The 23,992-nt window shown below is 63.0% G+C and carries 23 protein-coding genes; 7 read left to right on the forward strand and 16 right to left on the reverse strand.

The genetic code is table 11. The features are described 5' to 3' along the window. Nucleotides 1-30: 30 nt before the first annotated feature. Genes IB235_RS11975 through IB235_RS11990 form a run of 4 tightly spaced genes read right to left on the reverse strand, consistent with a single transcriptional unit; the run spans nucleotide 31 to nucleotide 3,842 of the window. Nucleotides 31-1,539: an aldehyde dehydrogenase gene (locus IB235_RS11975; protein ID WP_192336928.1), complete on the reverse strand. Its 1,509-nt coding sequence runs from the start codon at nucleotides 1,537-1,539 to the stop codon at nucleotides 31-33. Then, nucleotides 1,536-2,438, reverse strand: coding sequence for an intradiol ring-cleavage dioxygenase (locus IB235_RS11980; protein WP_192336929.1), 903 nt, complete (start codon nucleotides 2,436-2,438; stop codon nucleotides 1,536-1,538). Before IB235_RS11980 ends, IB235_RS11975 begins: the two co-directional genes overlap by 4 nt. A gap of 10 nt (nucleotides 2,439-2,448) precedes the next feature. Then, nucleotides 2,449-3,516 (reverse strand): maleylacetate reductase, encoded by a 1,068-nt coding sequence (locus IB235_RS11985; protein ID WP_192336930.1) that lies wholly within the window; start codon nucleotides 3,514-3,516, stop codon nucleotides 2,449-2,451. Next, nucleotides 3,513-3,842: a Dabb family protein gene (locus tag IB235_RS11990; protein ID WP_192336931.1), complete on the reverse strand. Its 330-nt coding sequence runs from the start codon at nucleotides 3,840-3,842 to the stop codon at nucleotides 3,513-3,515. The genes IB235_RS11985 and IB235_RS11990 overlap by 4 nt, the downstream gene beginning before the upstream one ends. A gap of 165 nt (nucleotides 3,843-4,007) precedes the next feature. Between IB235_RS11990 and IB235_RS11995 the strand changes: the two genes are divergently transcribed. Beyond that, a complete protein-coding gene (locus IB235_RS11995; protein ID WP_192336932.1) occupies nucleotides 4,008-4,928 on the forward strand; it encodes a LysR family transcriptional regulator in 921 nt (306 codons plus the stop codon). A gap of 38 nt (nucleotides 4,929-4,966) precedes the next feature. On the opposite strand, the gene IB235_RS12000 is transcribed toward IB235_RS11995, so the two are convergent. After that, nucleotides 4,967-6,076: a class II histone deacetylase gene (locus IB235_RS12000; RefSeq protein WP_192336933.1), complete on the reverse strand. Its 1,110-nt coding sequence runs from the start codon at nucleotides 6,074-6,076 to the stop codon at nucleotides 4,967-4,969. A gap of 195 nt (nucleotides 6,077-6,271) precedes the next feature. Beyond that, nucleotides 6,272-7,312: an AraC family transcriptional regulator gene (locus tag IB235_RS12005; protein ID WP_192336934.1), complete on the reverse strand. Its 1,041-nt coding sequence runs from the start codon at nucleotides 7,310-7,312 to the stop codon at nucleotides 6,272-6,274. A 120-nt stretch (nucleotides 7,313-7,432) separates the two neighbouring features. Between IB235_RS12005 and IB235_RS12010 the strand changes: the two genes are divergently transcribed. Both IB235_RS12010 and IB235_RS12015 read left to right on the forward strand, forming a co-directional pair. Then, the gene (locus IB235_RS12010) at nucleotides 7,433-8,881 is read left to right on the forward strand and encodes an APC family permease (protein WP_192336935.1); all 1,449 of its coding nucleotides are present in this window, start codon (nucleotides 7,433-7,435) and stop codon (nucleotides 8,879-8,881) included. 50 nt (nucleotides 8,882-8,931) lie between these two features. Beyond that, nucleotides 8,932-10,302, forward strand: coding sequence for an aminotransferase class III-fold pyridoxal phosphate-dependent enzyme (locus tag IB235_RS12015; RefSeq protein ID WP_192336936.1), 1,371 nt, complete (start codon nucleotides 8,932-8,934; stop codon nucleotides 10,300-10,302). A 273-nt stretch (nucleotides 10,303-10,575) separates the two neighbouring features. Here the strand turns inward: IB235_RS12015 and IB235_RS12020 are convergent, their stop codons facing one another. From IB235_RS12020 to IB235_RS12040, 5 genes are read right to left on the reverse strand one after another with little or no spacing between them, the layout of a single operon-like run. Continuing rightward, on the reverse strand, nucleotides 10,576-11,907 hold the full coding sequence (locus IB235_RS12020) for an aromatic acid/H+ symport family MFS transporter (RefSeq protein WP_192336937.1): 1,332 nt from the start codon (nucleotides 11,905-11,907) through the stop codon (nucleotides 10,576-10,578). Between the two features lie 37 nt (nucleotides 11,908-11,944). Continuing rightward, a complete protein-coding gene (benD, locus tag IB235_RS12025; RefSeq protein ID WP_192336938.1) occupies nucleotides 11,945-12,751 on the reverse strand; it encodes a benzoate diol dehydrogenase BenD in 807 nt (268 codons plus the stop codon). Next, nucleotides 12,748-13,776 carry a benzoate 1,2-dioxygenase electron transfer component BenC gene (benC, locus tag IB235_RS12030; protein WP_192336939.1) on the reverse strand — a complete coding sequence of 343 codons (1,029 nt, stop codon included), beginning with the start codon at nucleotides 13,774-13,776 and terminating at the stop codon, nucleotides 12,748-12,750. The genes benD and benC overlap by 4 nt, the downstream gene beginning before the upstream one ends. Before the next feature lie 32 nt (nucleotides 13,777-13,808). Then, entirely contained in the window at nucleotides 13,809-14,315 is a 507-nt protein-coding gene (gene benB, locus IB235_RS12035) for a benzoate 1,2-dioxygenase small subunit (protein WP_192336940.1), read from the reverse strand. Next, nucleotides 14,312-15,712, reverse strand: a complete 1,401-nt coding sequence (locus tag IB235_RS12040) for a Rieske 2Fe-2S domain-containing protein (protein WP_192336941.1) — start codon at nucleotides 15,710-15,712, stop codon at nucleotides 14,312-14,314. The genes benB and IB235_RS12040 overlap by 4 nt, the downstream gene beginning before the upstream one ends. 466 nt (nucleotides 15,713-16,178) lie before the next feature. Here IB235_RS12040 and IB235_RS12045 point away from each other — a divergent pair, with 466 nt between their 5' ends. Beyond that, nucleotides 16,179-17,135: a LysR family transcriptional regulator gene (locus IB235_RS12045; protein ID WP_192336942.1), complete on the forward strand. Its 957-nt coding sequence runs from the start codon at nucleotides 16,179-16,181 to the stop codon at nucleotides 17,133-17,135. 25 nt (nucleotides 17,136-17,160) lie between these two features. On the opposite strand, the gene IB235_RS12050 is transcribed toward IB235_RS12045, so the two are convergent. Then, on the reverse strand, nucleotides 17,161-17,550 hold the full coding sequence (locus IB235_RS12050; protein ID WP_192336943.1) for an acyl-CoA thioesterase: 390 nt from the start codon (nucleotides 17,548-17,550) through the stop codon (nucleotides 17,161-17,163). A 244-nt stretch (nucleotides 17,551-17,794) separates the two neighbouring features. Between IB235_RS12050 and IB235_RS12055 the strand changes: the two genes are divergently transcribed. After that, complete coding sequence (locus IB235_RS12055; RefSeq protein ID WP_192336944.1) at nucleotides 17,795-18,457, forward strand: GntR family transcriptional regulator; 663 nt, start codon at nucleotides 17,795-17,797, stop codon at nucleotides 18,455-18,457. Here IB235_RS12055 and IB235_RS12060 read toward each other — a convergent pair. The 4 genes from IB235_RS12060 to IB235_RS12075 form a co-directional block, all read right to left on the reverse strand. Continuing rightward, nucleotides 18,454-18,792 carry a hypothetical protein gene (locus IB235_RS12060; protein ID WP_192336945.1) on the reverse strand — a complete coding sequence of 113 codons (339 nt, stop codon included), beginning with the start codon at nucleotides 18,790-18,792 and terminating at the stop codon, nucleotides 18,454-18,456. The two genes, IB235_RS12055 and IB235_RS12060, sit on opposite strands and share 4 nt — an antisense overlap. Nucleotides 18,793-18,859: 67 nt before the next feature. After that, nucleotides 18,860-18,970, reverse strand: coding sequence for an FAD-dependent oxidoreductase (locus IB235_RS25110; protein ID WP_225612281.1), 111 nt, complete (start codon nucleotides 18,968-18,970; stop codon nucleotides 18,860-18,862). 120 nt (nucleotides 18,971-19,090) lie between these two features. Continuing rightward, nucleotides 19,091-20,488 carry an aspartate aminotransferase family protein gene (locus tag IB235_RS12070; RefSeq protein WP_370576887.1) on the reverse strand — a complete coding sequence of 466 codons (1,398 nt, stop codon included), beginning with the start codon at nucleotides 20,486-20,488 and terminating at the stop codon, nucleotides 19,091-19,093. A gap of 8 nt (nucleotides 20,489-20,496) precedes the next feature. After that, nucleotides 20,497-21,873, reverse strand: coding sequence for a glutamine synthetase family protein (locus IB235_RS12075; RefSeq protein WP_370576882.1), 1,377 nt, complete (start codon nucleotides 21,871-21,873; stop codon nucleotides 20,497-20,499). A gap of 1,255 nt (nucleotides 21,874-23,128) precedes the next feature. Between IB235_RS12075 and IB235_RS12080 the strand changes: the two genes are divergently transcribed. After that, on the forward strand, nucleotides 23,129-23,755 hold the full coding sequence (locus IB235_RS12080) for an ATP-binding cassette domain-containing protein (protein WP_192336947.1): 627 nt from the start codon (nucleotides 23,129-23,131) through the stop codon (nucleotides 23,753-23,755). Next, entirely contained in the window at nucleotides 23,736-23,966 is a 231-nt protein-coding gene (locus IB235_RS12085; RefSeq protein WP_192336948.1) for a hypothetical protein, read from the forward strand. The genes IB235_RS12080 and IB235_RS12085 overlap by 20 nt, the downstream gene beginning before the upstream one ends. The last annotated feature ends 26 nt before the right edge of the window (nucleotides 23,967-23,992 follow it).

Genomic DNA, 23,992 nt, shown 5'->3' on the forward strand with positions numbered 1-23,992 from the left:
CGGGCGGCGGGCCGCCTCGCGCGCGGCCTGTCAGCGATAGGCGACACAGACCGATTTGGTTTCCAGATAATTATCCAGCGCTCCGCGACCGTGTTCGCGGCCAAGGCCGGATTGCTTGTACCCGCCAAAGGGCATGTTCTGGTCGGGGATGTTGTGGCTGTTGACCCAGACCGTGCCCGCCTTGATCCGGGGGACATAGCGCATCATCCTGTTCAGATCCTGCGTCCAGATCGAGGCGCCAAGCCCATATCGCGTGTCATTGGCCAGCCGGATCGCCTCATCCGGATCGTCAAAGGGGGTCATGGTCACGACCGGGCCAAAGATCTCGTCCTGCATCAGCGCCATGTCCTGACGCACATCGGTGAACAGTTCGGGCGCGACGAAATGGCCGGTCTCGGGCGCGCTGGCACCGATCACCGCCGTCGCGCCATCCTCCAACCCGCGCGCGATGCAGGAACGCACATGCGCCTGATGTCGGGCAGACACCATCGGGTTGATCTGATGCGCGGGGTCCAGCCCGGCCCCGACCGATAGGCTGCGGGTGACATTGGCGATCACCTCCAGCGCCTTGTCATAGATCCCCTTCTGGGCATAGATCCGCGCCCCCGAGCAGCAGGTCTGCCCCGAATTGAAGAAGCTGCCAATGCCGACTGCCGCACCCAGAAGGTCCAGGTCCATGTCGTCGAACATGACCATCGGCGCCTTGCCGCCCAGTTCCAGCGTGACCCGCTTCATGTCCTTCATCGCCTGAATGCCGATCAGCTTGCCGGTCTCGGTCGAGCCGGTGAAGGTGACCTTGGCGACACCGGGATGGGCGACCAGCGCCGCGCCTGCCGCCGCTCCATCTCCGGTCACGACATTCACGACGCCCTCGGGCAGACCGGCCTCAAGGCAAAGCTGCGCCAGCCTGATCGAGGTCAACGGCGTCTCCTCGGCCGGTTTCAGGACCACCGTACAGCCAGCGGCCAGTGCGGGTGCGATCTTCCACACCGCCATGTTCAGCGGAAAATTCCATGGCGTGATCGCGGCGACCACGCCGACCGCTTCCTTGCGGGTAAACGCCTGATAGCGGGTGCCGGGCGGGATCGCGATCGAGACATCCAGCGTCGCCCCCTCGATCTTGGTCGCCCAGCCAGCCATGTAGCGGATGTATTCGGCCGAAGACTGCACTTCGATCAGGCGCGACAGCATGATCGATTTGCCCTGATTCAGGGTTTCCAGCTGCGCGAGCTCCTCGCCGTTTTCCTCGATCAGATCGGCCAGTTTCAGCATCAGGTTCTGGCGCTGGACGGGCAGAAGCTGCGACCAGGGACCGTCGAACGCCGCCCGCGCGGCCCTGACGGCGCGGTCCACATCCTCGGCCTCGCCCGCCGGAACCTGCGCGATGACCTGTCCGGTGGCGGGGTTGTAGACCGGAAAGCTCCGCCCCGAGGCAGCAGCAGTCGCCTTGGCCCCGATCTGCATCAGCGGTGCTGCAAGGAATGCCGTGACCGCGGGTGCGATTTCGGTGACGGCGCTGTCAGGGCGCGCGATCTTCATGCTTGTTCCTCCTGAGTCTTTCTTGTTGTCGCATTCGCGGCGCGGTGCGCACCGGCGGGATCAGAGGCAGGGCGCATCACGAAATCGAATTCGGCCTGCCATTTCTCGGTCGTGCTGATGACGGGTCTGAAATCGACGATCAGCGATTGCTTGACGCCAAAGACCGCGTCCGAGGTCAGATAAAGGTCACCCTTGACGAAGATATGCGTGATGATCCGATCGTAGCCGGGGGCGGTGATCAGGAAATGCATATGTGCCGGACGCCAGGGATGGCGCCCCAGCGCGGCCAGCATCTGTCCGACCGGCCCGTCATCCGGGATCGGATAGGAAACCGGCCGTATCCCGCGAAAGGCATAGCGCCCGTCCGGCCCGGTGCGAAACACCCCGCGATTGTTGAAAGGCGGCTGAATGCCGGGCTGCTGCACGTCGTAAAATCCGTCCTCGTTATCGGACCAGACATCGACCAACGCATTGGCGACGGGCCGGCCCGCCAGATCCAGCACCCGCCCCGAGAACAGGCAAAGCTCTCCCTTGCCGTCCAGACTGATATTCGCCCCCATCGGGCGCTCCGGTGCGCCGTCGACATGGAAGGGGCCGAAAACGGTGGTTTCGGTGGCACCTTCGGGCATGCGGTGGTTGATCGCATCGACCAGCATGGACAGGCCAAGCGCATCCGACAGCAGGATAAATTCCTGTCGGGCGTCGCTGCAAAGCTGGCCGGTGCGGGTCAGAAAATCGATGGCATATTCCCATTCGGCCTCGGTCAGTTCGACGTCCTTGGCGAAGTCGTGCAGGTGCCGGACCAGCGAGGTCATGACCCGGCGTAGGCGCGGATCGGCGTTCTCGCCAATCCGGGCGTTTACAGTCTCGGCAGAGGTTTCCTCGGTCAGGTAGGTCATGTCGGTTTCCTCAGACGACGGGCGGTTTCCCCTGATGCGCGCGGGTGATCAGTGCGGTCAGCGCGTCACGCTCTAGCGGGCGGGGGTTCCAATAGGGGTTGGCCAAAGCCAGATCGACGGCGCGCCCGATGCCATCGGCGGGCATCCCAAGCTGCGCGAGCGATGCCGGTGCGTTCACGGCGCGGCCCAGATCGAACAGCGCGCGGGCAGGGTCCTGGCCCAGAACCGCTGTCAGGCGGGCCATGACATCTGGAATGGCCGGTGCGTTATAGGCCAGCGCATGAGGCAGGATCAGGGTGTGGCATTCGGCATGGGACAGATCGAAGGTGCCGCCCAGCGTGTGGCAAAGCTTGTGGTGCAGCGCCATGCCGACCGAGCCCAGACAAATACCGCACAGCCACGCGCCATAAAGCGCATCGGCCCGTGCCTCGCGTTGGCCGGGGTCCTGCGCGATCACGGGCAGGGCGCGTGCCAGCGCCCCGATCGCCTCAAGCGCCAAGGCGGTGATGATCGGGTTTGTTTCGCGCGCATAGAGCGCCTCGACGGCATGGGCGATGGCATTGATGCCGCTGGTGCCGGACAATTCGGACGGCAATCCCAGCGTGTGGTCGACATCATAGATCACCACTTCGGGCAGCACCTTGGCGGTGGTCTGGGTGCGCTTCTGACCGTCCGAGGTCTCCCCCAGAATCGGCGTCATTTCCGAGCCCGCATAGGTGGTCGGGATAACGATCTGCGGCAGGTCGGTGCGCAATGCGATCGCCTTTCCCAGCCCGGTGGTGGAGCCACCGCCGATTGCGACAACCACATCGGCCATGACCCGGCGGGCCATCGTGGCGGCATGTTCGCTGACCTCGACGGGCGTATGCATCACCGCGCCGGGAAACAGTCCGACGGCGGCGGGACCCAGCAGCTCGGCGACGGCCCGAGCCTGCGATTCCTGCTGCGGCGTGGACAGGATCAATGCCCGCTGCGCGCCAAGCCGCTGCATTTCCTGCGGCAAGCGCGCGGTGGTGCCGCTTCCAAAGATCACCCGCGCCGGATGGCCGGTATAGACGAAATCGCGGCTGGTCATCATTCAGCCTCCGGCACGGTTACGACGGGGTAATCGACCTGATGTCGGGCGACGCGCATCCCTTCCAGCCGGTCGCGGGCACGCAGATGCGCGGGGTGTTCGGCATAGGCCGCCAATGCGGCGCTGCTGTCGAATTCGCTGACCAACACCATGTCGCAGGCATAGGAGACGCAGCTGACATCCACGCCGATCTCCAGCCCAGACATGCCGGGAATCTGGCCGCGCAGCGCTTCGAATTCGTGACGGACGGCTGCAATGGCCGCCTGTCGCTGGGCTTCGCAATCGCCGTGGACATTCCACATCACGATATGGCGGATCGGTTGCTGCATTCGGGACTCCGGCTGAAGGGCGGGGCGCATTCGATGCCGCCACCCTGTCATCGCCGCTCTGCGGGATAAATCTCCGGTTCTGGGAATTATATTTGCGTAATCTGCAACAATATGCGCAGCCTCGTGGCACTGCCGGACCGATGGCTGCAAGGGCAAGGAACATAGATGGACCGCTTCACCGAATTGCAGGTTTTCGCGGCGATTGCCGAAACGACCAACCTGACCCGCGCCTCGGAAATGCTGGGCATGTCGGTTTCCGGCGTCAGCCGCGCCTTGTCCTCGTTGGAAAGCCGGCTGGGGGCCCGCCTGATCCAGCGCACCACCCGGCAATTGTCGCTGACCTTGGAGGGCGAGCGTTTTGCCCGTGACGCGCGCGAGATCCTTCATGACCTGCGCGCCGCCGAGGAAAGCGCCAGTCGCGGCAGCGCCGAGCCTCGGGGGGTCCTGCGGATCGGCGCATCGCTGTCTTTTGCCTTGCTGCATCTCATGCCGGTGATCCGGCAGTTCAAGGCCGATTATCCGCTGATCCGCATCGATCTGCAGGCCTCGAACCGCTATTACGACATCATCGAGAACGGGCTGGATCTGGCGATCCGCACACGCCGGTCCGAGGTCGACAGCTCCGTCACTATCCGCAAGCTGGCCGAGGTGCCGCGCCAATTGGCGGCCTCGCCGGATTATCTGGCCCGCCACGGCGTTCCCGCCAGCCCCGAAGACCTGCTGGGTCATCAACTGCTGCTTTACACGCTGGCGGATGATTGGGACGAACTGCAGCTTAGCCGTCACGATCAGGTGCGACGCCTTGCCGTCAGCGGAGATTTTGTCAGCAATGACGGGCAGTTGCTGGTTCAGGCAGCACTGGACGGATTGGGCATCCTGCTGCAACCCGCGTATATTCTGCAGGACGAGCTGTCTGCCGGGCGGCTGCAACAGGTGCTGCCGGACTGGCGCGCGCCGGGGCTGACGATGAGCATCGCCTATCCTTCGCGCCGCTTTCTGCCGCTGCGCACGCGGCTGTTCATCGACGCCCTTGTCCAGCATTTCCGTGAAAACGAGTTCGAGCAACGCTGGCAGGCCCACACCTGACCAAGGCTGCGGGGCGTAGCTGACTAGTCCCGCCCGCCTCATGCGAACAGCGCGGTCAATTCGTTCACCCGCGCGTCGTGGCATTGCTGGGTGCCGGACTGCGGCTGTTGCAGGGTGATGAAGGGCAATAGCGGGTCATCCACGGCGGTGCGGTGCCCCGTCAGTTCCTCGATCACGGCAAGTCCGCAGAAGGGGACATAGGCTTCGGAATAGCCGCCCTCATGGACCAGCAGCAGCTTGCCGCCGCAAAGGCGATCTGCGGCCTCGATCATCATGCGCGTCATTTCGCGAAAACTGTCGCTATGCAGCTGCATCCGCGCCAAGGGGTCCAGCGCATTGGCGTCAAAACCGCAGGCGACGATAATGACCTCGGGGTGGAACGCGTCCAAAGCCCGCAACACGATCTGGCGCATTGCGCGCATATAGGTCGCGTGGCCTGACCCGGCGGGCAGGGGAATGTTGATATTGCTGCCTGTGGCCATGCCGGTGCCGCGATCATGTTCGCCGCTATAGCCGGGGGGATAGCAGCCCTCTTGATGCAACGAGATGGTCAGCACATCCGGCCGGTCCTCATAGACCGCCTGCGTCCCGTTGCCGTGGTGGACATCCCAGTCGATCACCGCGACCCGGCCCAGCTTATGCCGCCGTTTGACCGTTTCGATCGCCAGCGGGATATTGGCCATGAAGCAGAAGCCCATCGCCTGATCGGGCAGGCAGTGATGCCCCGGCGGGCGCGACAGCGCATAGGCATTGTCGACCTGACCCAAGACGACCGCCTCCAGCGCGGCGGTTGCCAGCCCTGCGGACAGGCTTGCGATTTCATAGGTGCCGGGACCGACCGGAGCGCCCGCTCCCATCGAGCCTTGTCCGGCATCGCTGAGCGCTTCCAGCTTTTCCAGATAGGCGGCTGGGTGGACCAGTCGCAATTCCTCATGCGTCAGGGCAGGGGCCGTGCGGATATCGAGATGCCGTTCCAGACCGGAAACCGCGATCAGATTGCGCAGACGGCGCTTGCTTTCGGGCGATTCAGCCAGGCTGGAGCCGTTCGGAACCTGCACCCAGCCACCGGCAGGCAGGATCAGCGCATGTGGCCCCGAGTGATGCCAGAAGGTCAGTTCGTCGGTGAAAAGGGCGGTCTTGCGCGTCATAAGCCATCTCCGTCTGGACTAGTCCGGTTGGTGGCCGATCTGCATGGGACGGAGCCGAAGCACCAAATCCTCAAGCCACGCCCCCAACTGCCGCCACGCTCCATCGACAGCCAGGCGAAGCCCATTGCCTGTTGCGCCAGAGATTCGATATTTCACGCCAGAAGGGTGACCAGACCAGAAACGGTCCTTGCGGGATCAGTCGCTTTCGACCGAATGGACCGCGCTGGGTTGCTGCCCCGTCCAATTCCGAAAGGCGCGCCAGAACACGGTGCTGTCGGCATAGCCAAGCGCATTCGCGACATTCGAAACCCGCGCGCTTTTCTGCCGCAACAAGGTCTGGGCAAGGTTCTCGCGGTGTTCGCGCAGCAGATGGCGCAGGCTGGTTCCCTCTTCGCTGAGCCGTCGTTGCAGGCTGCGCGGAGACATGCGCAATTCGGCGGCCATGGTGGCCAGCGTGATCGGGCGCTGACCCAGCCACAGGCCGATGATCCGGCGCAACTGATCGGATATGCTCTCGGGGCTGCGGCTTTGGCTGATCAGGTCGCCAATATGGCGCTCAAGGATCTGGGCCAGCCCGCCATCCTCGGCGCGATATTGGCGTGCAGCGTCGGATTGGGCAAAGATGATCCGGTTCGCCGATTGATTATACAGGACCGGCGCCCGGAAGGCGCGGTGCAGCAGCGCGCGGTCGGTCTGGCTGTCATGTTCGAAATGCAGCTCATGCGGGCGCCAATCCGCGCTGAAACTGGACCGGACCAACTGGCAGACCGCGGCCAGCGTATATTCCGCGTCCTGCCGGCGCGGCCAGATCGAGATATCGGCAAGGCGATAGGTCCAGACCAGATCCGGCCCGACCTCGTAGACGCTGGATTGCGTGCCGTCCTGCAACGCCATTCCATGCCGGGACAGACGGTCGAACGCCACCCGCAAATTGGGCGAGATTGAAAACAGCACGCCCATCGGGCCCAGATCCGCGGGTTTGATCCGCATCCCGATCTGCAGACCCAGATCCGGCGCCGAGATCAGGTCGGCAGCCTTTTCGAAGGTATCGACATAACGCGCCAGACTGGTCTGAGCATAGGGATCGGAAATACTGGTTCTGGGCAGACCTTGCGAGGCGAAGAATGCATCGCATCCCTTTGTCGAAGCAGCAATAAACTCGGCCAAAGGCGCAAGGGCAGCCGCACGGATCGTCGCCTGGCCGTGATCTAATCCGCGCGAATGACTGCTGCTCATCGCCCCCGTCCGCATGACGCTGTGGCGCGAATTATCGCATATTTGGCACCTTCGGCAATGGGTGAGGACACGAAGTCATGCATCATCGCCCGATAAAAATCACAACAGGGACCTCACCTCATGTCGCACGTCGTGACGCCAAGCACGCCCGGGGGCGCGCATCTTGCCCGAAACTCGATCGGGCTGGTTCATATCATTTTCTTTGTGGTCGCGGCCGCCGCGCCACTTACGGCGGTGGTCGGTGCCTCGACGGTGGCCTTTGCCTTTGGCAACGGACCCGGCGTGCCCGGAGCCTTCGTGCTGGCGGGGCTTCTTTACCTGATTTTCGCCGCAGGTTTCAGCGCCATGAGCCGCCATGTCGGCGGCGCAGGTGCCTTTTACACTTTCATCGCGCAAGGCATCGGGCGTCCGGCTGGCGTCGCCGGGGCGATGATCGCGCTGTTGACCTATACGGCGGTGCAATCTGCAGTTTATGCGCTGTTTGGCGTGTTCTCGGCGGCAGCATTTGCCGGGCTTGGTCTTGATCTGCCGTGGTATGTCTGGTCGCTGTCGGCGCTGGTCGCGATCCATCTGGCGGGCCGCCGCAACATCGCCTTTTCCGGGACGATCCTGGGCATCGCCATGATCCTTGAGGTTCTGGTGCTGCTTATGCTGAACGTCGCCATCTTGCTGCAAGGTGGCGGGCCCGAGGGCTTCAGCCTATCATCCTTCGCACCCGCCGTGGTCTTTACCCCCGGTCTGGCGGTCGCGCTGGTCTTTGTGATCGGTTCGTTTATCGGGTTCGAGGCCACCGCCATCTTCGGCGAAGAAGCCCGCGACCCCGACCGCACCATCCCACGCGCGACCTATGCGGCGGTGCTGCTGATCACCGCCTTCTATGCCTTTTCGACCTGGGCCATCGTGCAATATTACGGCCCTTCGCAGATCCAGCGGGCAGCGGAAACCGGGCTGGAGACGCTGTATTTCACCGCGGCCCGGCAGGTTCTGGGCGACTGGTCGGTCGCATTGATGAACGGATTGCTGCTGCTGTCGCTGTTTGCCTGTGCGCTGTCCTTTCACAACACGCTAAACCGCTATTTCTTCGCTCTTGGCCGCGAAGGGCTGCTGTGGCGCAATCTGGGCAGCGTCCATCCGCGGCACGGTTCACCGGTGGCGGCGGGCAAGTTGCAATCGCTGTCTTCGGCGGTCGTACTTGCGCCATTCATCCTGTTCGGCGCGGACCCCTATGCGGTGATCTTTTCATGGCTGTCGGGGCTGGCGGTGCTGGGCATCCTTGCGGTGCAGATCCTCGTGTCGCTGGCAATCATTCTCTATTTCCGGCGCCAGCACGGCCATGACCATTCGCGGCTGGTCACGCTGGTCCTGCCGGTCCTCGCGCTGATCGGATTGGGCGGCGCCTTCGTGCTGGTCACCGCGCATTTGGACCTGCTGACCGGGTCTGACAGCCCTCTGGTCCGTGCCTTCCCGCTGCTGGTGCTGCTTGTCGGGCTGGGCGGCGTGCTGCTGGCCCGCCGGATCCAGCGCCACCAACCCGAGCTTTACGCCAATCTCGGCCGTGTCTTCGGCTGAGAAACTTCCCTCCGGGTCCCGCCGGGCACCCGTCCTTTCGGAGAAAACCAATGCTTGACCGCAACCAGAACTTCCTGCGTGAAAACAATGCGCGCTACCAGTTCCATCCCATGATCCACCCGATGCTGTCGCAGGCCCATCCGCCGCAGATCATCGTTGCGGGCGACGGCTGCCGGGTCACCGATATCGATGGCAAAAGCTATATCGACGGCGTCGGTGGTCTGTGGAACGTGAATGTCGGTCACAACCGCCCGGAAGTGAAACAGGCGATCATCGCGCAGATGGACCAGATTTCGTATTATTCGTCCTTTGCGGGCACGGCCACGCCGCCCTCGATCGAGCTTTCGGCACTGGTTTGCGGGATGGCCGATGTCGAAGAGGCTGACAAGATCGTCTTCAGCGCCAATGGCTCGGACGCCGTGGAAACCGCGCTGAAATTGGCGCGGCAATATTGGCGGCTGGCGGGCGAGCCGGGGCGCTACAAGTTCATCTCGCTGAAGAATGGCTATCACGGCGTCCATTTCGGCGGCGTCTCGGTCAATGGTTCGCCCTATTACCGTGGGGCATATGAGCCCCTGCTGCCGGGATGCACCCAGATCGACACGCCCTGGACCTATCGCAACCCCTATAGCCAAGACCCCGAGGAGCTGGCTCAGATCATCGCGGACCTGCTGGACCGCGAAATCCGGCATCAGGGCCCGCAGACGGTCGCGGCCTTCATCGCCGAGCCGGTGCAGGGGGCAGGTGGGGTCATCGTACCGCCCGCAAGCTTCTGGCCCAAGCTGCGCGAGGTCTGCGACCGCTACGGCGTGCTGCTGATCGCAGATGAGGTGGTGACCGGCTTTGGTCGGTCAGGTTCGATGTTCGGCGCGCGGGGCTGGGGGGTCAAACCCGATATCATGTGCCTCGCCAAGGGTATTTCGGCGGGCTATGTGCCGTTGGGCGCGACGGTCCTGAACCGCCGCGTGGCCTCGGCATGGTATCAGGGCATCACACCCGAAGGGTTCCTGATGCATGGCTATACCGCGACCGGGCATCCTCTGGCCTGTGCCGCTGCATTGGCCGCGCTGGACATCGTCATCCGCGAGGATCTGCCCGGCAATGCAGCGCGGCAGGGGGCCCGCCTGATCGAGAAACTGAAGCCGTTGGCCGACAGTTCGTCGATCGTGGGTGAGGTTCGCGGCAAGGGTCTGATGATCGGGCTGGATCTGGTAGCAGACAAGGTCAGCCGCGCGTCGCTTGACCCCTCGAACGGGATCGCCGAACGCGTAGCGGCCTATGCGCGGGACGAAGGCGCGATCGTCCGACCCGCAGGCTCGACCATTATCCTGTCGCCGCCGCTGGTCATCAACGAGGCCGAATGCGACATCCTCGCCTCGGCTCTGATCGCCGCCTTTGCCCGGATCGAGCGGGAACTCTGATCGACGGATACTGCTCTGGCCAGAAAGGATGCCCGCGATTGCGTGGGCATCCCGTTATGCTATGTCGCCGAACTGGATGGCGTGACAGGCAAGCCTAGCAAGAGCTATTGTCAGACGTTGCTGGCCAGCATCCACAATTTTACAGAATAATCGGACTTATGTAATCTATATGAACAGCGATTTCCGCCCCGTTCACATCTCATTCCTCTAGGGATTGTCCTGCACAGGGAAATGGGAGGCGACGACACCCCCCAAACTCCGCTGCCGTATAATTCACGCCTCGACCGGCTTCAGCGCCTCGGTCTGGCGAGCGGATGCAAGCGCGTAGACCATCATTGCCATTGCGGAAATCGCGGCGGGGATCGCGAAGATCAGGAAGTTCTGCTGCAACGGATATTGCTGCGCCAGAAGCAATCCGCCAAAGGTCGGCCCGACGATGGCACCGATCCGCCCGATACCCGAAGCCCAGCCCAGACCAGTCGCGCGCACTGCAAGCGGGTAAAGCTGCGCGACGCTGGCATAAAGCAGGATCTGGGTGCCGATGGTGGTCGCGCCCGCCACGAAGACCAGCGCGAACAGAAGCGCCGAAGACGGGTTGGACCCGATCAGCCCGATCGACAGCGCCGCCAGCACAAAGAACGCCACGACGACCTTCGGCAGTCCGAACCGGTCACCCAGACGCCCGCCAAGGATCGCCCCGGCCATCCCGCCGAAATTGAGCGAAAACAGGCTGAGAAGGCTGGCCTTTTCGGCGTAACCGGCCTCTTGCAGCACTTTGGGCAGCCATGAGGACAGCAGGTAAACCAGCAGCAGGCAGCAGAAGAACGCGACCCACAGCATTGAGGTGCGCAGCAGGCGCTGGTGCTGAAACAGTTCGGTGATCGAGGCAGAGCTGCCCTTGGCTTCGGTGAAGATCAGCGTGTCCGTCGAACGAAGCTGCAGGTTCGGATCGACCCGGCTCAGCACGCGACGCGCCCGATCCTGATCGCCCTGACGGATCAGGAAGCCCAACGACTCGGGCAGACGCCACAGGATTGCGGGCAAAAGCAGCAGCGGCAGCACGGCGACAAAGAACATCGGCTGCCAGCCATGGTTCGGGATCACCCACATCCCCAGTCCCGCAGCCAGCATGCCGCCCACCGAATAGCCCGAGAACATCAGCGCCACCATGGTGCTGCGCAGGCGTTTCGGCGCGTATTCGTTCATCAGGGCCACCGCATTCGGCATCAAGCCACCGCAGCCCAGACCGGCAAAGAAACGGAAGATCTTGAACTGCTCGGGGCTTGTGGCAAAACCGGTGAGCAAGGTGGCGATGGTGAACATGAGGAAGCTGATCGCGATGCCCTTCTTGCGTCCGACCCGGTCGGCAAGCGAGCCAAAGATGAACGCCCCGAACATCATCCCGAACAGCGCCCATGCCTGCAACGTGCCGGCCTGCGGCTTGGTCAGCCCCCATTCCTGAATCAGCTTGGGCAGGACCGTGCCCGCGACAAAGACGTCATAGCCATCGACGATCAGCAGCAGCGCGCAAAGCCCCACCACCGACCATTGGAATTTGCCGAACCTTGTCTTGTCTATGTGATCCGTCACATCGATCTGGCGCATTTTTCTCCTCCCTGGATGTGTTATTGCGCGTCGTCGTTCAGCCCAGATCGCCTCCCGCGACGGGCAAAACGTTTCCGGTGATGTAGGAGGCCTCGTCCGAGGCCAGGAACAGGATCGGTGCCACCTGCTCGGCCAAGGTGCCGTAGCGCTTCATGAAGCTTGATTCCGTCACCTGCCCGACCACCTCGGCCATCCAGCCCTGCTCGGCGGCGCTGTCGCCCGCAGCATTGCGAGGCACACGCCGCGCGGGTGCGGAGGTGCCGCCGGGCGCGGTGGCCACAACGCGGATGTTGTGCGGCGCAAGCTCCATGGCCAGCGAAATGGTGATGGCGTTGACGCCCCCCTTGGCCGCCGAATAGGGCACACGATGGATCCCCCGCGTGGCGTTGGACGAGACGTTGACGATCGTGCCCCCACCGCGCGCGAACAGATGCGGCAGCACCGCGTGGCAGCAATGCAGCGTCGGCATCAACGAGCGGCGGATCTCGGCCTCGATCTGGGCGGGCTCGAATTCGGCAAAGGGGCGCATGCGGATCGCCCCGCCCACATTGTTGATCAGAATGTCGATGCCGCCAAAGCATTCGGCCGCAAAGGCCATCGCCGCTGCCGCACCCTCAGGCGTCTCAAGATCGGCGCAAAAGGCGCGGGCGGCGGGGTTACCGGTTTCGGCCACGACCTCGGCCACGAAATCCGCTCGATCGACGAACAGGACCGAGCCGCCCTCGTGCAGGGCGCGCAGGGCGACCTCTCGACCGATCCCCTGCGCGGCACCGGTGACGACCAGCACTTTGCCCGCGAAACGGTTCGCAAAGACGCGCGAAATCTCAACAAACGGCGCGTTCATGCGATGGCCTTCAGGACAGCGTTGGGGGTGAATTTCTCGTAATGGAAGCTGGCAGGCGTCACGCCGGTTTCCGCAAACCACCCGCGCACGGCATCGACCATCGGCGGCGGGCCGCACAAATAGACATCCACCGCAGCCTGTTGCAGCAGCGCCTCGGGCATGTGCTGGGTCACCCAACCCTTGCGCGGATGAGCCGAGTTCGCATCGGCCACGACCGTGGCAAACGTGAAGTTCGGCAAGCGCGCGGCATAGGCCTCAAGCGCGTCTACCAGCACCAGATCAAGATCCCGCGTCACCCCGTAAAGCAGATGGATCTGGGCCGAGGAGCCTTGCCGCGCCAGCAGTTCAAGCATCGACAGAAACGGCGCAAGTCCGGTTCCCCCGGCCAGAAACAGCAGCGGCTGGCGGGTTTCGCGCAGGTAGAAGCTGCCCAGCGGACCGCTGAGCGTCAGCCGGTCGCCGGGCTTTGCGCGTCCCAGCCAACTGGTCATCACCCCGCCCGGAATTTTCTTGATCAGAAAGCCAAGCCTGCTCTCGCCCGGAGCCGAGCTGAAGGAATAGGACCGGCACAGACCCGCGCCGGGCACGTCGATATTCACATATTGGCCGGGCAGGAAATTGGGCGCGCTTTCATCCGACGTGTCCAGTTCAAGCACCACCGCGGCATCGGCATGTTCCGTGATCCCGGCGACAGTGGCCTCGAAGGATTTCTGCCCAGTCTTGCAGGCCCCGGACGACGTGGGCACCGAAAGGATGCAATCGCTTTCCGGCACCATCTGGCAGGTCAGGATCAGCCCTTCGGCGACCTCGTCCTCGGTCAGGGCATCGTCGATGAAGCCGTCGCCCATGTCGTAGCGGCCGCTTTCGGCACGGCACTTGCAGGTGCCGCAAACCCCATCGGAACAGTCCATGGGCAGGTTGATCTTGTTGCGAAAGGCGGCATCCAGCACCTTCTCGCCAGCGTTGCAGGTAATGAAACGGGTCACCCCGTCCTCGAAATTCAGCGCAATCCGATAAGCGGACATGCGGCTTCCTCCTGTGTTCGGTGGGGCTGCGGTCAGACGTGGTAGACGTCGATGACCTGACGGATGTAGTCGTTCTTCAGCACGACCTTCTTGCGGCAGATCGCAAGCCCTTCCGGTCCGTGGCGCAAGGTCAGGAAGATCGTGCCAAAGAACTGATCCGTGACCTTGTAGCGGTGGTTCAGGGTGTGGAAATTGTAGCGCAGGTCGATTTCCTGACCGCGCTCGGCGATGATTTCCACATTCGTCACGCTGTGGCCGGTGCGCGGCTCCGGCGTCGAGGCGCCGGAGCGCTCGGTCTTGATCCGAAAGACCCGGTCCTCAAGCCCGTCGCGGCTGGGATAGTAGATCAACGAGATCTCGCTTTGCGGGTCCTCGGTCAGCCGGTCATCATCGTCCCAGCAGGGCATCCAGTATTCCACGTCGGCGGCGTAGCAGGTCAGCCACTCATCCCATTCGCGGTCATCCAGCAGGCGCGCCTCGCGATAGAGAAAGGCACAGATGGCGTCGCGGTCGATGGCGGTGCGCAGGGGGATATTCATGCCAGCTCTCCTTCGCTTGCACAGGCCGCCATTCCAGCGACGGGGGCCGCCCCGGCCAGCTCAGAGGCCAGCGCCTTTTGCATGGTCTCGGCCCAGAAGGCGTGCTGCCGCACGAAAAGCCCCTCATCCTCGCTGCGCTCACCTGACAGCAGCGGGTTCAGACCCATGCGGCGGGCGTTTTCGTCCGGGCCGTCGATCCACAGCGGTGCGCCCCGTGACATGTCGTTCCACAGCGCCGCCGTTCCGGCATAACCCTGCTGACAGGCGCGGAATTCCTCGAGATCGTCCGAGGTGCCCATGCCGGAAACGTTGAAGAAATCTTCATACTGGCGAATGCGCGTCGCGCGATCCTCGGCGCTTTCGCCCTTGGGCGCGAAACAGAAGATGCTGACCTCGGTCCGGTCAACGCTGATCGGGCGCGTGACGCGGATCTGGGTGCTGAACTGGTCCATGAGGAAGACGTTGGGATAGAGACACAGGTTGCGGGTCTGGCCGGTGATGAACTCGGCCCGCGTTTCGCCAACCCGCGCCCGGATTTCATCGCGACGGTTCCAGACCGGCCGCACCTCGGGGTTCATGGTGTTGGTCCACAGCAGGATATGCCCGTTCTCGAAGCCATAGACGCCCGCGACCGAGCGGCTCCAGCCATTGGCATCGACGGCCTTGGTGTTGTCTTCCTTGCGGCGGCCCATGGTCGCGGAATAGTTCCAATGAACCGAGCTGACATGGTAGCCGTCGCAGCCATTCTCCATCTGCAGCTTCCAGTTGCCGTCATAGATGTAGGACGAGTTGCCGCGCAGCACCTCCAGCCCTTCGGGGGCCTGATCGACGATCTGGTCGATGATGACCTTGGCCGCGCCAAGATGCTCCTCCAGCGGCGCGACATCGGCCTTGAGACTGCCAAAAAGGAAGCCGCGATAGCTTTCGAACCGCGCCAGCCGCGTCAGGTCATGCGAGCCATCGGTGTTGAACTGCGCTGGATATTGCGTGTTCTTCGCGTCCTTGACCTTCAGCAGCTTGCCGGTATTGGCAAAGGTCCAGCCGTGGAACGGACAGGTGAAGCTGCCCTTGTTGCCATGCTTGCGGCGGCACAGCATCGCGCCGCGATGCGCGCAGGCATTGATCACGGCGTTCAGCTGGCCGTTCTTGTCGCGGGTGACGATCACCGGCTGCCGCCCGAGATGGGTGGTGTAATAGTCGTTCGGTTCCGGGATCTGGCTTTCATGGGCCAGATAGACCCAGTTCGCCTCGAAGATGTGCCTCATCTCCAGTTCAAAAAGGTCCGGGTCGGTAAAGATGTCGCGGCGGCAGCGAAAGATGCCGGCCTCCTTGTCATCCTGCACGGCGGTTGCCAGCAGCTGGCCCAGATCGCGGGCCTTGTCGATGGATGCGGACATACGGGTCTCCTTCAGGGAACATCCTTGCGGAGCGGTTCCTGTCATCTGGGATACGGAAATTGGGGTGATGCGCGGATCGGACCGCGACGTCTCAGGCGCGGATGGGCGCGCGCTGGGTCATGGGGCCGGGATCTGGATCGCTGGTCGGCCGGAACTTCTGGCACGCATGGCTGTCTCCTCCTTGGTCATGCAGCTCTCGGGTTATCGCGGCAGCCCTCCTCCAAGCGCGGTCCGCAGGCCCGTCCGCCCCCCTGCCCCCGACCCCTTATGAAGGGGTATCGCGCGGCACGGGACGCGGCTTCGTAGGGTCAGAGTGCTATGGATGCTGCCCTTGGGTCCAACACCAAATCAGTCGCAAACTATACCTACAGGGTATAGTATCGCGATGAATCGTCTGGATTCAGGGCTTTTCACGCCTCAACCTCCATGAAACATCGCTTTTCGGCAATGACCACAGGAACGCCACATGGATCTGAGGCAGCTTCGATACTTTGTCGCGGTGGCAAGCGAGCGGAACTTCACCCGTGCCGCCGAGCGGCTCAACATCGCGCAACCGCCCTTGAGCAGGCAGATCCAGCTGCTTGAAGACGAGCTGGGCGTGACCCTGATTCTGCGTAACAGCCGACCGCTGCGCCTGACCGATGCCGGTCGCCTGTTCTATGAACAGGCGCTGCAGATCCTTGGCCGGGTCGAGCAGATGAGCGATGCCACCCGCCGGATGGGGCGCAACCAGAACCGCGTCATTTCGATCGGGTTCGTGCCATCGACGCTTTATGGCGGGTTGCCATCGCTGGTGCGCAAGTTGCGGCAACATGAATCGGGGCTGGACATCAAGCTGATCGAGATGCTGTCGATGCAGCAGATCCATGCGTTGAAGGAAGGACGGATCGACATTGGCTTCGGGCGGCTGCATCACAGCGATCCCAACGTGACCGGAATCGTCCTGCGTGAGGAACGGCTGGTCGTCGCCATCCCGGTGGCCGATCCTCTTGCCAGCTTGGACCTGCCCCTGCCGGTCGCAGCGCTGGCCGGCAAGACCCTGATCGTCTATCCGAAGGAACCGCGGCCAAGCTATGCCGACCACGTCCTGCAACTTCTGCACGGCCACGATGTCCGCCCCGCCGCCGTCGAGGAGGTGAGCGAGCTGCAAACTGCCCTTGGTCTGGTCGCGGCCGAGGTCGGAATCTGCGTCATTCCATCCTCGGCCCGACTGCTGCGCGCCGATATCAGGTATCGGGTGCTTGAAGGCGCGCGCGCCACCTCTCCGGTCGTGCTGAGCCATCGGGCCAGCGACACCTCGCCCTATATCGCGCTGGTCAAGCGGCTTATCGAGGAGATGTATGCCGAAAGCCCGCCTTGGCTGACCCTGGAGCATAACCTTTCGGTGCGAAGCGATATGGCGGATACTGATATCCCGGAATGAGCGGCACTTTTCGCCCGATCAGATCCTACTCCGTTGATGACAGGACGGGCCGCGCGGCACCGGTCTCATCAAGGGCGACAAAGGTGAATGTCGCCTCGGTCACCTGCTGGGTGATCTCGCTTTCGCGCTGACGGCGCCAGGCTTCGACATGGATCCGCATCGAGGTTCGGCCGATATGCACGATCTCGGCGTAAAGCGAGACCTCGTCGCCAACCTTGACCGGACGGTGGAACTTCATGCCCTCCACCGCGATCGTCGCGCTTCGCCCGCGCGCGGTCAGCGCCGCGACCGAGCCCGCGGCAAGGTCCATCTGGCTCATCAGCCAGCCGCCGAAAATATCGCCAGCCGGATTGGTATCCGCCGGCATGGCGATGGTGCGGATTGTAGGAAGGCCGGGTGGCTGGGAATCTGGCATGAGCCTGAGTGATCCTTTGCTTGGGTTAGGCAGTCGTTACCCCAGCTTTGCCGCGTTTACGCCGCAGGTTCCAGCAAAGACGCATTGCAATCGGCCTTCCTCCCGCTCTGGGTTCAATTCCGGGCAGGACCTGAGGTTTTCTGCATAGGGCGGGTTCGCAAGCTGCTCCCGGCGTTTCGCCTTGATTGGCAGCGGGCCACGGCTAGATTGACCACAGCCTACAACACGATTGGAAACGGGCCGCATGCTCGAAACTGTCCGGAACGAACCCAGCCATCTCAACATCTATCGGCGGGTGCGCCAGATGGTGTTGACCGGCGATGTCGCGCCCGGGCAGCCAATCACCATCCAAGGCCTCGTTGCCCTGACCGAAGGTGGCGTGACCCAGGTCCGAGAGGCAATCCGGCGGCTGGTATCCGAAGGCGCGCTTCAGACCCATGACAACCGCCGCGTCTCGGTGCCCGTCCTGCGGCTGCCGCAACTGGATGAGCTGTGCTTCGCCCGCGTCGCGCTGGAACCCGACCTCGCCCGCCGCGCCGCGCTTCGCATTGACGAAACGGGCATTGTCCAGCTTGAGCAGATCGACGACATGCTGGATGACGCGATGCGGCAGGGCAGCGTCCATGGCTACATGCTGCACAACTACCGCTTCCACAACGCGCTTTACGCCCATGCCCGGACCGAGATCCTGCAGGACATGGTCGAGATGCTGTGGCTGCGCACCGCACCTGCGCTGCGGGTGATGTGCGGGCGTTTCGGCACCAGCAACCTGCCCGACATGCACCGCGCCGCGATCGACGCCCTGCGCCGCCGCGATCCAGATGCCGTGGCCGAGGCGATCCGCAGCGATATCCTGCAAGGAATGGAGAACGTGCGCAGCGTGCTGACCTCAGGCACGGACAACTAAGGTCCTATATTGATCCGGGTAACGCGCGACGGCTCATGCAACTGGCCCCCGCATCCGCAGCTATCCGCGCAAGGCCAAGGGCATAGCGCAAGGGCTGCAAGTGGCCGCCGTCCATATCCAGCGAACTGCAGGTAATTCGTGGTCCCGACCTCGGCCCGGATGCGGTCGCGGTCCAGATAGCTGATCGCCTTGCGACCGTAGACCTGCTGCATGTATTCGACATGCTCGCGGGTTTCGGCCTCACGGCCCGGACGATGGATGGTGTGGATGACGCCGTCGTGCCAGCCGCAATCGATCTGGCCTGCGTCAATCAGGGTGCGGACCAGCCACACCACTTCGCAGCCAGTCCCATAGCTGGCGGCTTAGCAGTTTGGCCAGCCGCCGCTCCATTTCCGAGGGCCTCTAGGCGCTGACCTGCCCGCCATTGCCCCCAAGCCCGACACGGTAGCCGCCCTGCGCCAGATGCAGCGCCGAGGACAGGCCCGTATAGCCGCCACCCACGACTGCAGACATCTGACCGGACGCACCCCTGCGCCGCCGGGAAAGGTCCCGGCGGGCTGGAGGTATCGGCGTATCATGAGGCCGGGGATGACCCGGCCGGTCATTGATCGTCAGAATCCCCAAGTCATGGGCTCAGGCGGCGACCAGCAACCCCTCGGCGCGGACGATCTCCAGCGTCTGATCCAGCGCCAGACGGGCGCGGGTCATCAGCAGCGAGATTTCCTCCTCGGTGATGACCAACGGCGGCGAGATGATCATCCGGTCGCCGACATGGCGCATGACGAGGTTATTGGCAAAGCAGCGCTCGCGGCAAATCAGGCCGACGGTCCCGGCCTTGGCGGCGAATTTCGCCCGGCTGGCCTTGTGCGGGGTCAGCGCGATGGATCCCATCATGCCGGTGATGCGGGCCTCGCCCACCAGCGGATGTTCGGTCAGCTGTTCCCATGCCGCCTTCAGATAGGGCCCCGTCACCTCGCGCACGCGGGTGATGATGTGCTCTTCCTCAAGGATGCGCAGGTTTTCCAGCGCCACGGCAGCGGCGACGGGATGACCGCTATAGGTATAGCCATGCGCGAATTCATCCGAGCCGTTGATGACCTCGGCCACCTTGCGCGACACGATGGAGGCCCCCATCGGCACATAGCCCGAGGTCAGCCCCTTGGCCGTGGTCATGATGTCGGGACGGATGCCAAGCGTCTGCGAGCCGAACCAGTTGCCGGTGCGACCAAAGCCGGTGATGACCTCATCGGCGATCAGCAGGATGCCGTAAGCGTCGCAGATGCGCTGGATTTCGGGCCAATAGGTCTCGGGCGGAATAATGACGCCGCCCGCACCTTGGATCGGCTCGGCGATGAAGGCCGCGACCTTGCTCGGGCCGATTTCCTCGATCTTGTCGGCCAGCAGGCGGGCGCGGGCCAGACCGAATTCCTCGGGCGACATCTCGCCGCCTTCGGACCACCAGTCGGGCTGATCGATATGGGCGATGCCGGGTATCGGCAGGCCGCCCTGTTCATGCATCCCCTTCATGCCGCCAAGGCTTGCCGCCCCCATGGTCGAGCCGTGATAGCCATTCCAGCGCGAGATGATGACCGAGCGTTCGGGCTGGCCAAGCGCCTGCCAATAGCGGCGCACCATGCGGATATTGGTGTCGTTCCCGTCCGAGCCAGAGCCGTTGAAAAAGACATGATCCAGATCGCCGGGCGCAAGCTGCGCCAGCTTCGCCGCCAACGCGATGGCCGGCGGATGCGAGGTCTGGAAGAAGGTGTTGTAGAAGGGCAGTTGCAGCATCTGCTCGCTGGCGACACGCGCCAGTTCCTCGCGCCCGTAGCCCACGTTCACGCACCACAGGCCCGCCATGCCGTCAAGGATCTGGTGACCGTCGCTATCGGTCAGCCAGACCCCCTTGGCGCGGGTGATGATGCGCGCGCCCTTGCGGTTCAGTGCGTCGCCATCGGTAAAGGGATGCAGATGATGGGCCGCATCCAGCGCCTGCAATTCGGCGGTCGGACGATGATTGTCATACATTGCTATTCCCTTTCTCAGACATTCAGCAACAGATGCTTGCGTTCCCAGGGCGAGATTTCGCGCTGGAATTCGTTCAACTCGGCCAGTTTGATGGCCGAGAACAAGGTACAAAAATCGCGTCCCAGAATTTCGTGCATCCGGGTCGCCTCGTTGAAGGCGGCCAGCATGTCGAAGGGGCCTTCGGGCAGCAGCGCGCCATTGGCAAAGACCTCGCCCTGCGCGACCGGGCGCGGTGTGATGCGCTCGATCATGCCTTGCAGACCGGCGGCAAGGCTGGCGGCCAGCGCCAGATAGGGGTTGGCGTCGATGCCGATGACGCGGTTTTCGACACGGCGCGCCTCGGGGCGGGAATTGGGGATGCGCAGGCCCGTCGTGCGGTTGTCATGGCCCCATTCAAGGTTCGTCGGCGCGCTTTGCCCACCGGTCAGGCGGCGGTGGCTGTTCACATAGGGCGCCATCAGCGGCATCAGCTCGGTGATATGGCGCTGCGAGCCGCCGATGAAGTGAAAGAAGGTCTCGGTCGGCGAGCCATCGGGGTGTGAGAAGATGTTTTGCCCGGTTTTCGCATCGACCACGCTTTGATGCACATGCATGGCCGAGCCGGGCTCATCGCGCATAGGCTTGGCCATGAAGGTGGCGAAGACGCCATGTTTCAGCGCCGCCTCGCGGATGGCGCGCTTGAAGTAAAAGACCTGATCGGCCAGCAGCAGGGGATCGCCATGTTGCAGGTTGATCTCAAGCTGCCCTGCCCCGCCCTCTTGGATCAGCGTGTCGATCGCCAGGCCCTGCGCCTCGGTATAGTCATAGATCGTGTCGATGACCGGGCCATATTCGTCGATGGCCACCATCGAAAACGCCCGCCGCCCCGAGCCGGGACGGCCCGTGCGGCCCACCGGCGGCTCGATCGGGGCGTTCGGATCAAGGTTCGGCTTGATCAGGTAAAATTCGATTTCCGGCGCGACGATGGGCTGCCAGCCCTGCTCGGCGTAAAGCGCCAACACGCGTTTGAGGACATTGCGCGGCGCGATGCTGATCGGCTCGCCGTCGCGGGTTTCAAGGTCACAGATCACCTGCAAGGTCAGGTCATTGGCCCAAGGCGCGGCCGAGGCCGTCGACATATCGGGGCGCAGGACCATGTCCATCTCGGTCCATTGATTGTCCATGCCCAGCACATCGACATATTCGCCGGTCACGGTTTCAAAGAACAGCGAGTTCGGCAGGTAGAAGGTCTGGCTGGGGTCGAACTTGTAATGCGGCATGGCCTTGCCGCGGGACATGCCGACCAGATCGGGGACGATGCATTCGACCTCGTCGATCTGGCGCCCGTTGCGATGGGCATTGAAGGCTGCCGGCAATTCGTCGTGCCAGCCAAAGGATGCGATGTGGTTCACGTTTCACCTGAAAGGGTTTCTTGAGCTTGGGCGGGATGTGATTTAAAATATGATCAAATTATTTTCGCGCTGCTAATCGTCCCTTTGGCCCTTGGCCCTGGTCTTGTTCGTCTGTTCCGGCATTTCTGCATGCGGGCATCCTGTCGCACCATGGGCAGCGCGTCCGACCATGGCCGGGCAGGACGCCTCGCGCAGCGAGGCAGGTTGGGCGCAACGGCTCCGATTCGAAGCCTGCCACAGAATTGCCAGAATTACAGGATATTTTTCGGAATTCTGGCATATCCCGGTTTGTTTACCAACCATGGCAAGGCAGACTGTTCCGGGGCACCAGTTCAGAGTGAACGCGAAAGGTCAGCGAAGTCTTGTGTCAAAGCGCGTCGGATCTGTCGCTGATTATTCGCTCTATTTGCCGTTACGCGACAAAGGCCACCGCGAAGATTTCCTGTCGGACGCGCGGCCGATCATGATTTGATCATAAATTGAAACGACAGTTAGGCGATCCATGGCCGACGAAAATACCGGCGACGCGGATCGGCCCGCCGGGCCTGCATGGTCGCAGCGATCGATGGGCGCAAGGCAGCATAGAACCGCCACGACCTGACGAAAGGACGGACATGACGGAATTCGCTGCTATCCTGATCCACAATGCCCGCGTCACGACAAGGGAACGTGGCGCGCCCTAGGCCACATGGATCGCCCTTGGCGGCACCCGCGTTCAGGCCGTGAAAGTGAGTGGCAGCCGAGACTGGCTCGGCCCGGTCACACGGGTCATAGAAGCGTTACCGGGGCTGAACGACGCGCATATGCATCTGTCCCAGGACGCGATGGCGCTTTCTGAACCGTCCCCGTTCGGGCTGTGTGGCCACGAGGTACTGCGTCGCGCCATTGCCTATTTTAGCGCCCACCATCCCGTGTGAATTCTGCCCCGATAATCAGCTGATGATCACCTCTGTCGGCTATCACAGGCCATCGGCCAGTTCCGCCGCCCTTCAGCGCGCGGCGCTGATGCATAGCCGGCAATGACGCTTCTTGATTGCGACACTACCAGACCCGTCGCGCGGTGCGGCTGACAATCTGCAATGGCTGCATCGCCGATAGCGCGCTCTCCCGGGTCGAGAGAATAGCCTGATGCGAACCATTTCCACGAATGCTGGCTCGCTAGCCCGGAACGCGCCATGCATTGATGAATTCGACCTCGACCACATTCGGCCATGGGACAGCCCGAACGCCCGGCCGCTGATCCGCTTCAGGGGGCATGACCAAGCGATTTGGCTTACTCACCGCGATCAAGGGTCCTGATCTGGCGATCTATCCGTGCGAACTCTTTGCGCTGCTTGGCCCCTCGGGTCGCACCAAGACCGCGATGATGTGGATGCTGGCCAGGTTCGATACCTCGACCGAGGGCAAGATCCATCTGGACGGGCGCGACATCGTTTCCGGCCCGCCTCATTGGCGTCCGGTCAATATGATGTTTATAAGCTGCGCTGTTCCCGCATCTGAGTGTCTGGGACATCTCCCTTGTGGCCTGTGCCGCAGCGGCCCGCCGAAAGCCGAACTGCCAGCTCGTGTGGGCGAGATAATGCGCCTGATCCGGCTTGGGAAATTCGCCCGCCGCAAGCCCGATCAGATTTCCGGCGGCCAGCGCCAGCTCGTGCCCTCGCCCGCGCGCTCAGGGTACTGCTTGTGCATGAACCGCTGGCCGCATTGGACAAAAAAGCTGCGTCACGACACCCAATTCGAACTGATGGATACTCAAGAGCGCACAGGGACAACCTTCGTCCTCGTTCCCCATGAACAGGAAGAGACGATGACTATCCAGAAGCGTCGCAGTAATGGGTCATGGCCGGATCATGTAGGTCGCAATGCCTGCGGGTATTTATGAGACGCCGAGTTCAGTCCATGTCGCGGATTTCATCGGCGATGAGATGGTGATCGCGGAACGCGCGGGTCCCCGCCTATGGGATATTTTTTATGCCGAGGGCGCGACACCGATCCGCGCCGTCTCGGATCTGATACCGCGCCGGATGCAGCGGGTGTTCTCTGCACTGCGCCCGGAGTCGCGCCACGAACTCAGCGGAAACGATGAGGCCTAGCTGTCATGGGCTGAGACCACCGGTTT

The organism is Paracoccus sp. PAR01 (genome assembly GCF_014851995.1).
Classification (GTDB): Bacteria; Pseudomonadota; Alphaproteobacteria; order Rhodobacterales; family Rhodobacteraceae; genus Paracoccus; species Paracoccus litorisediminis.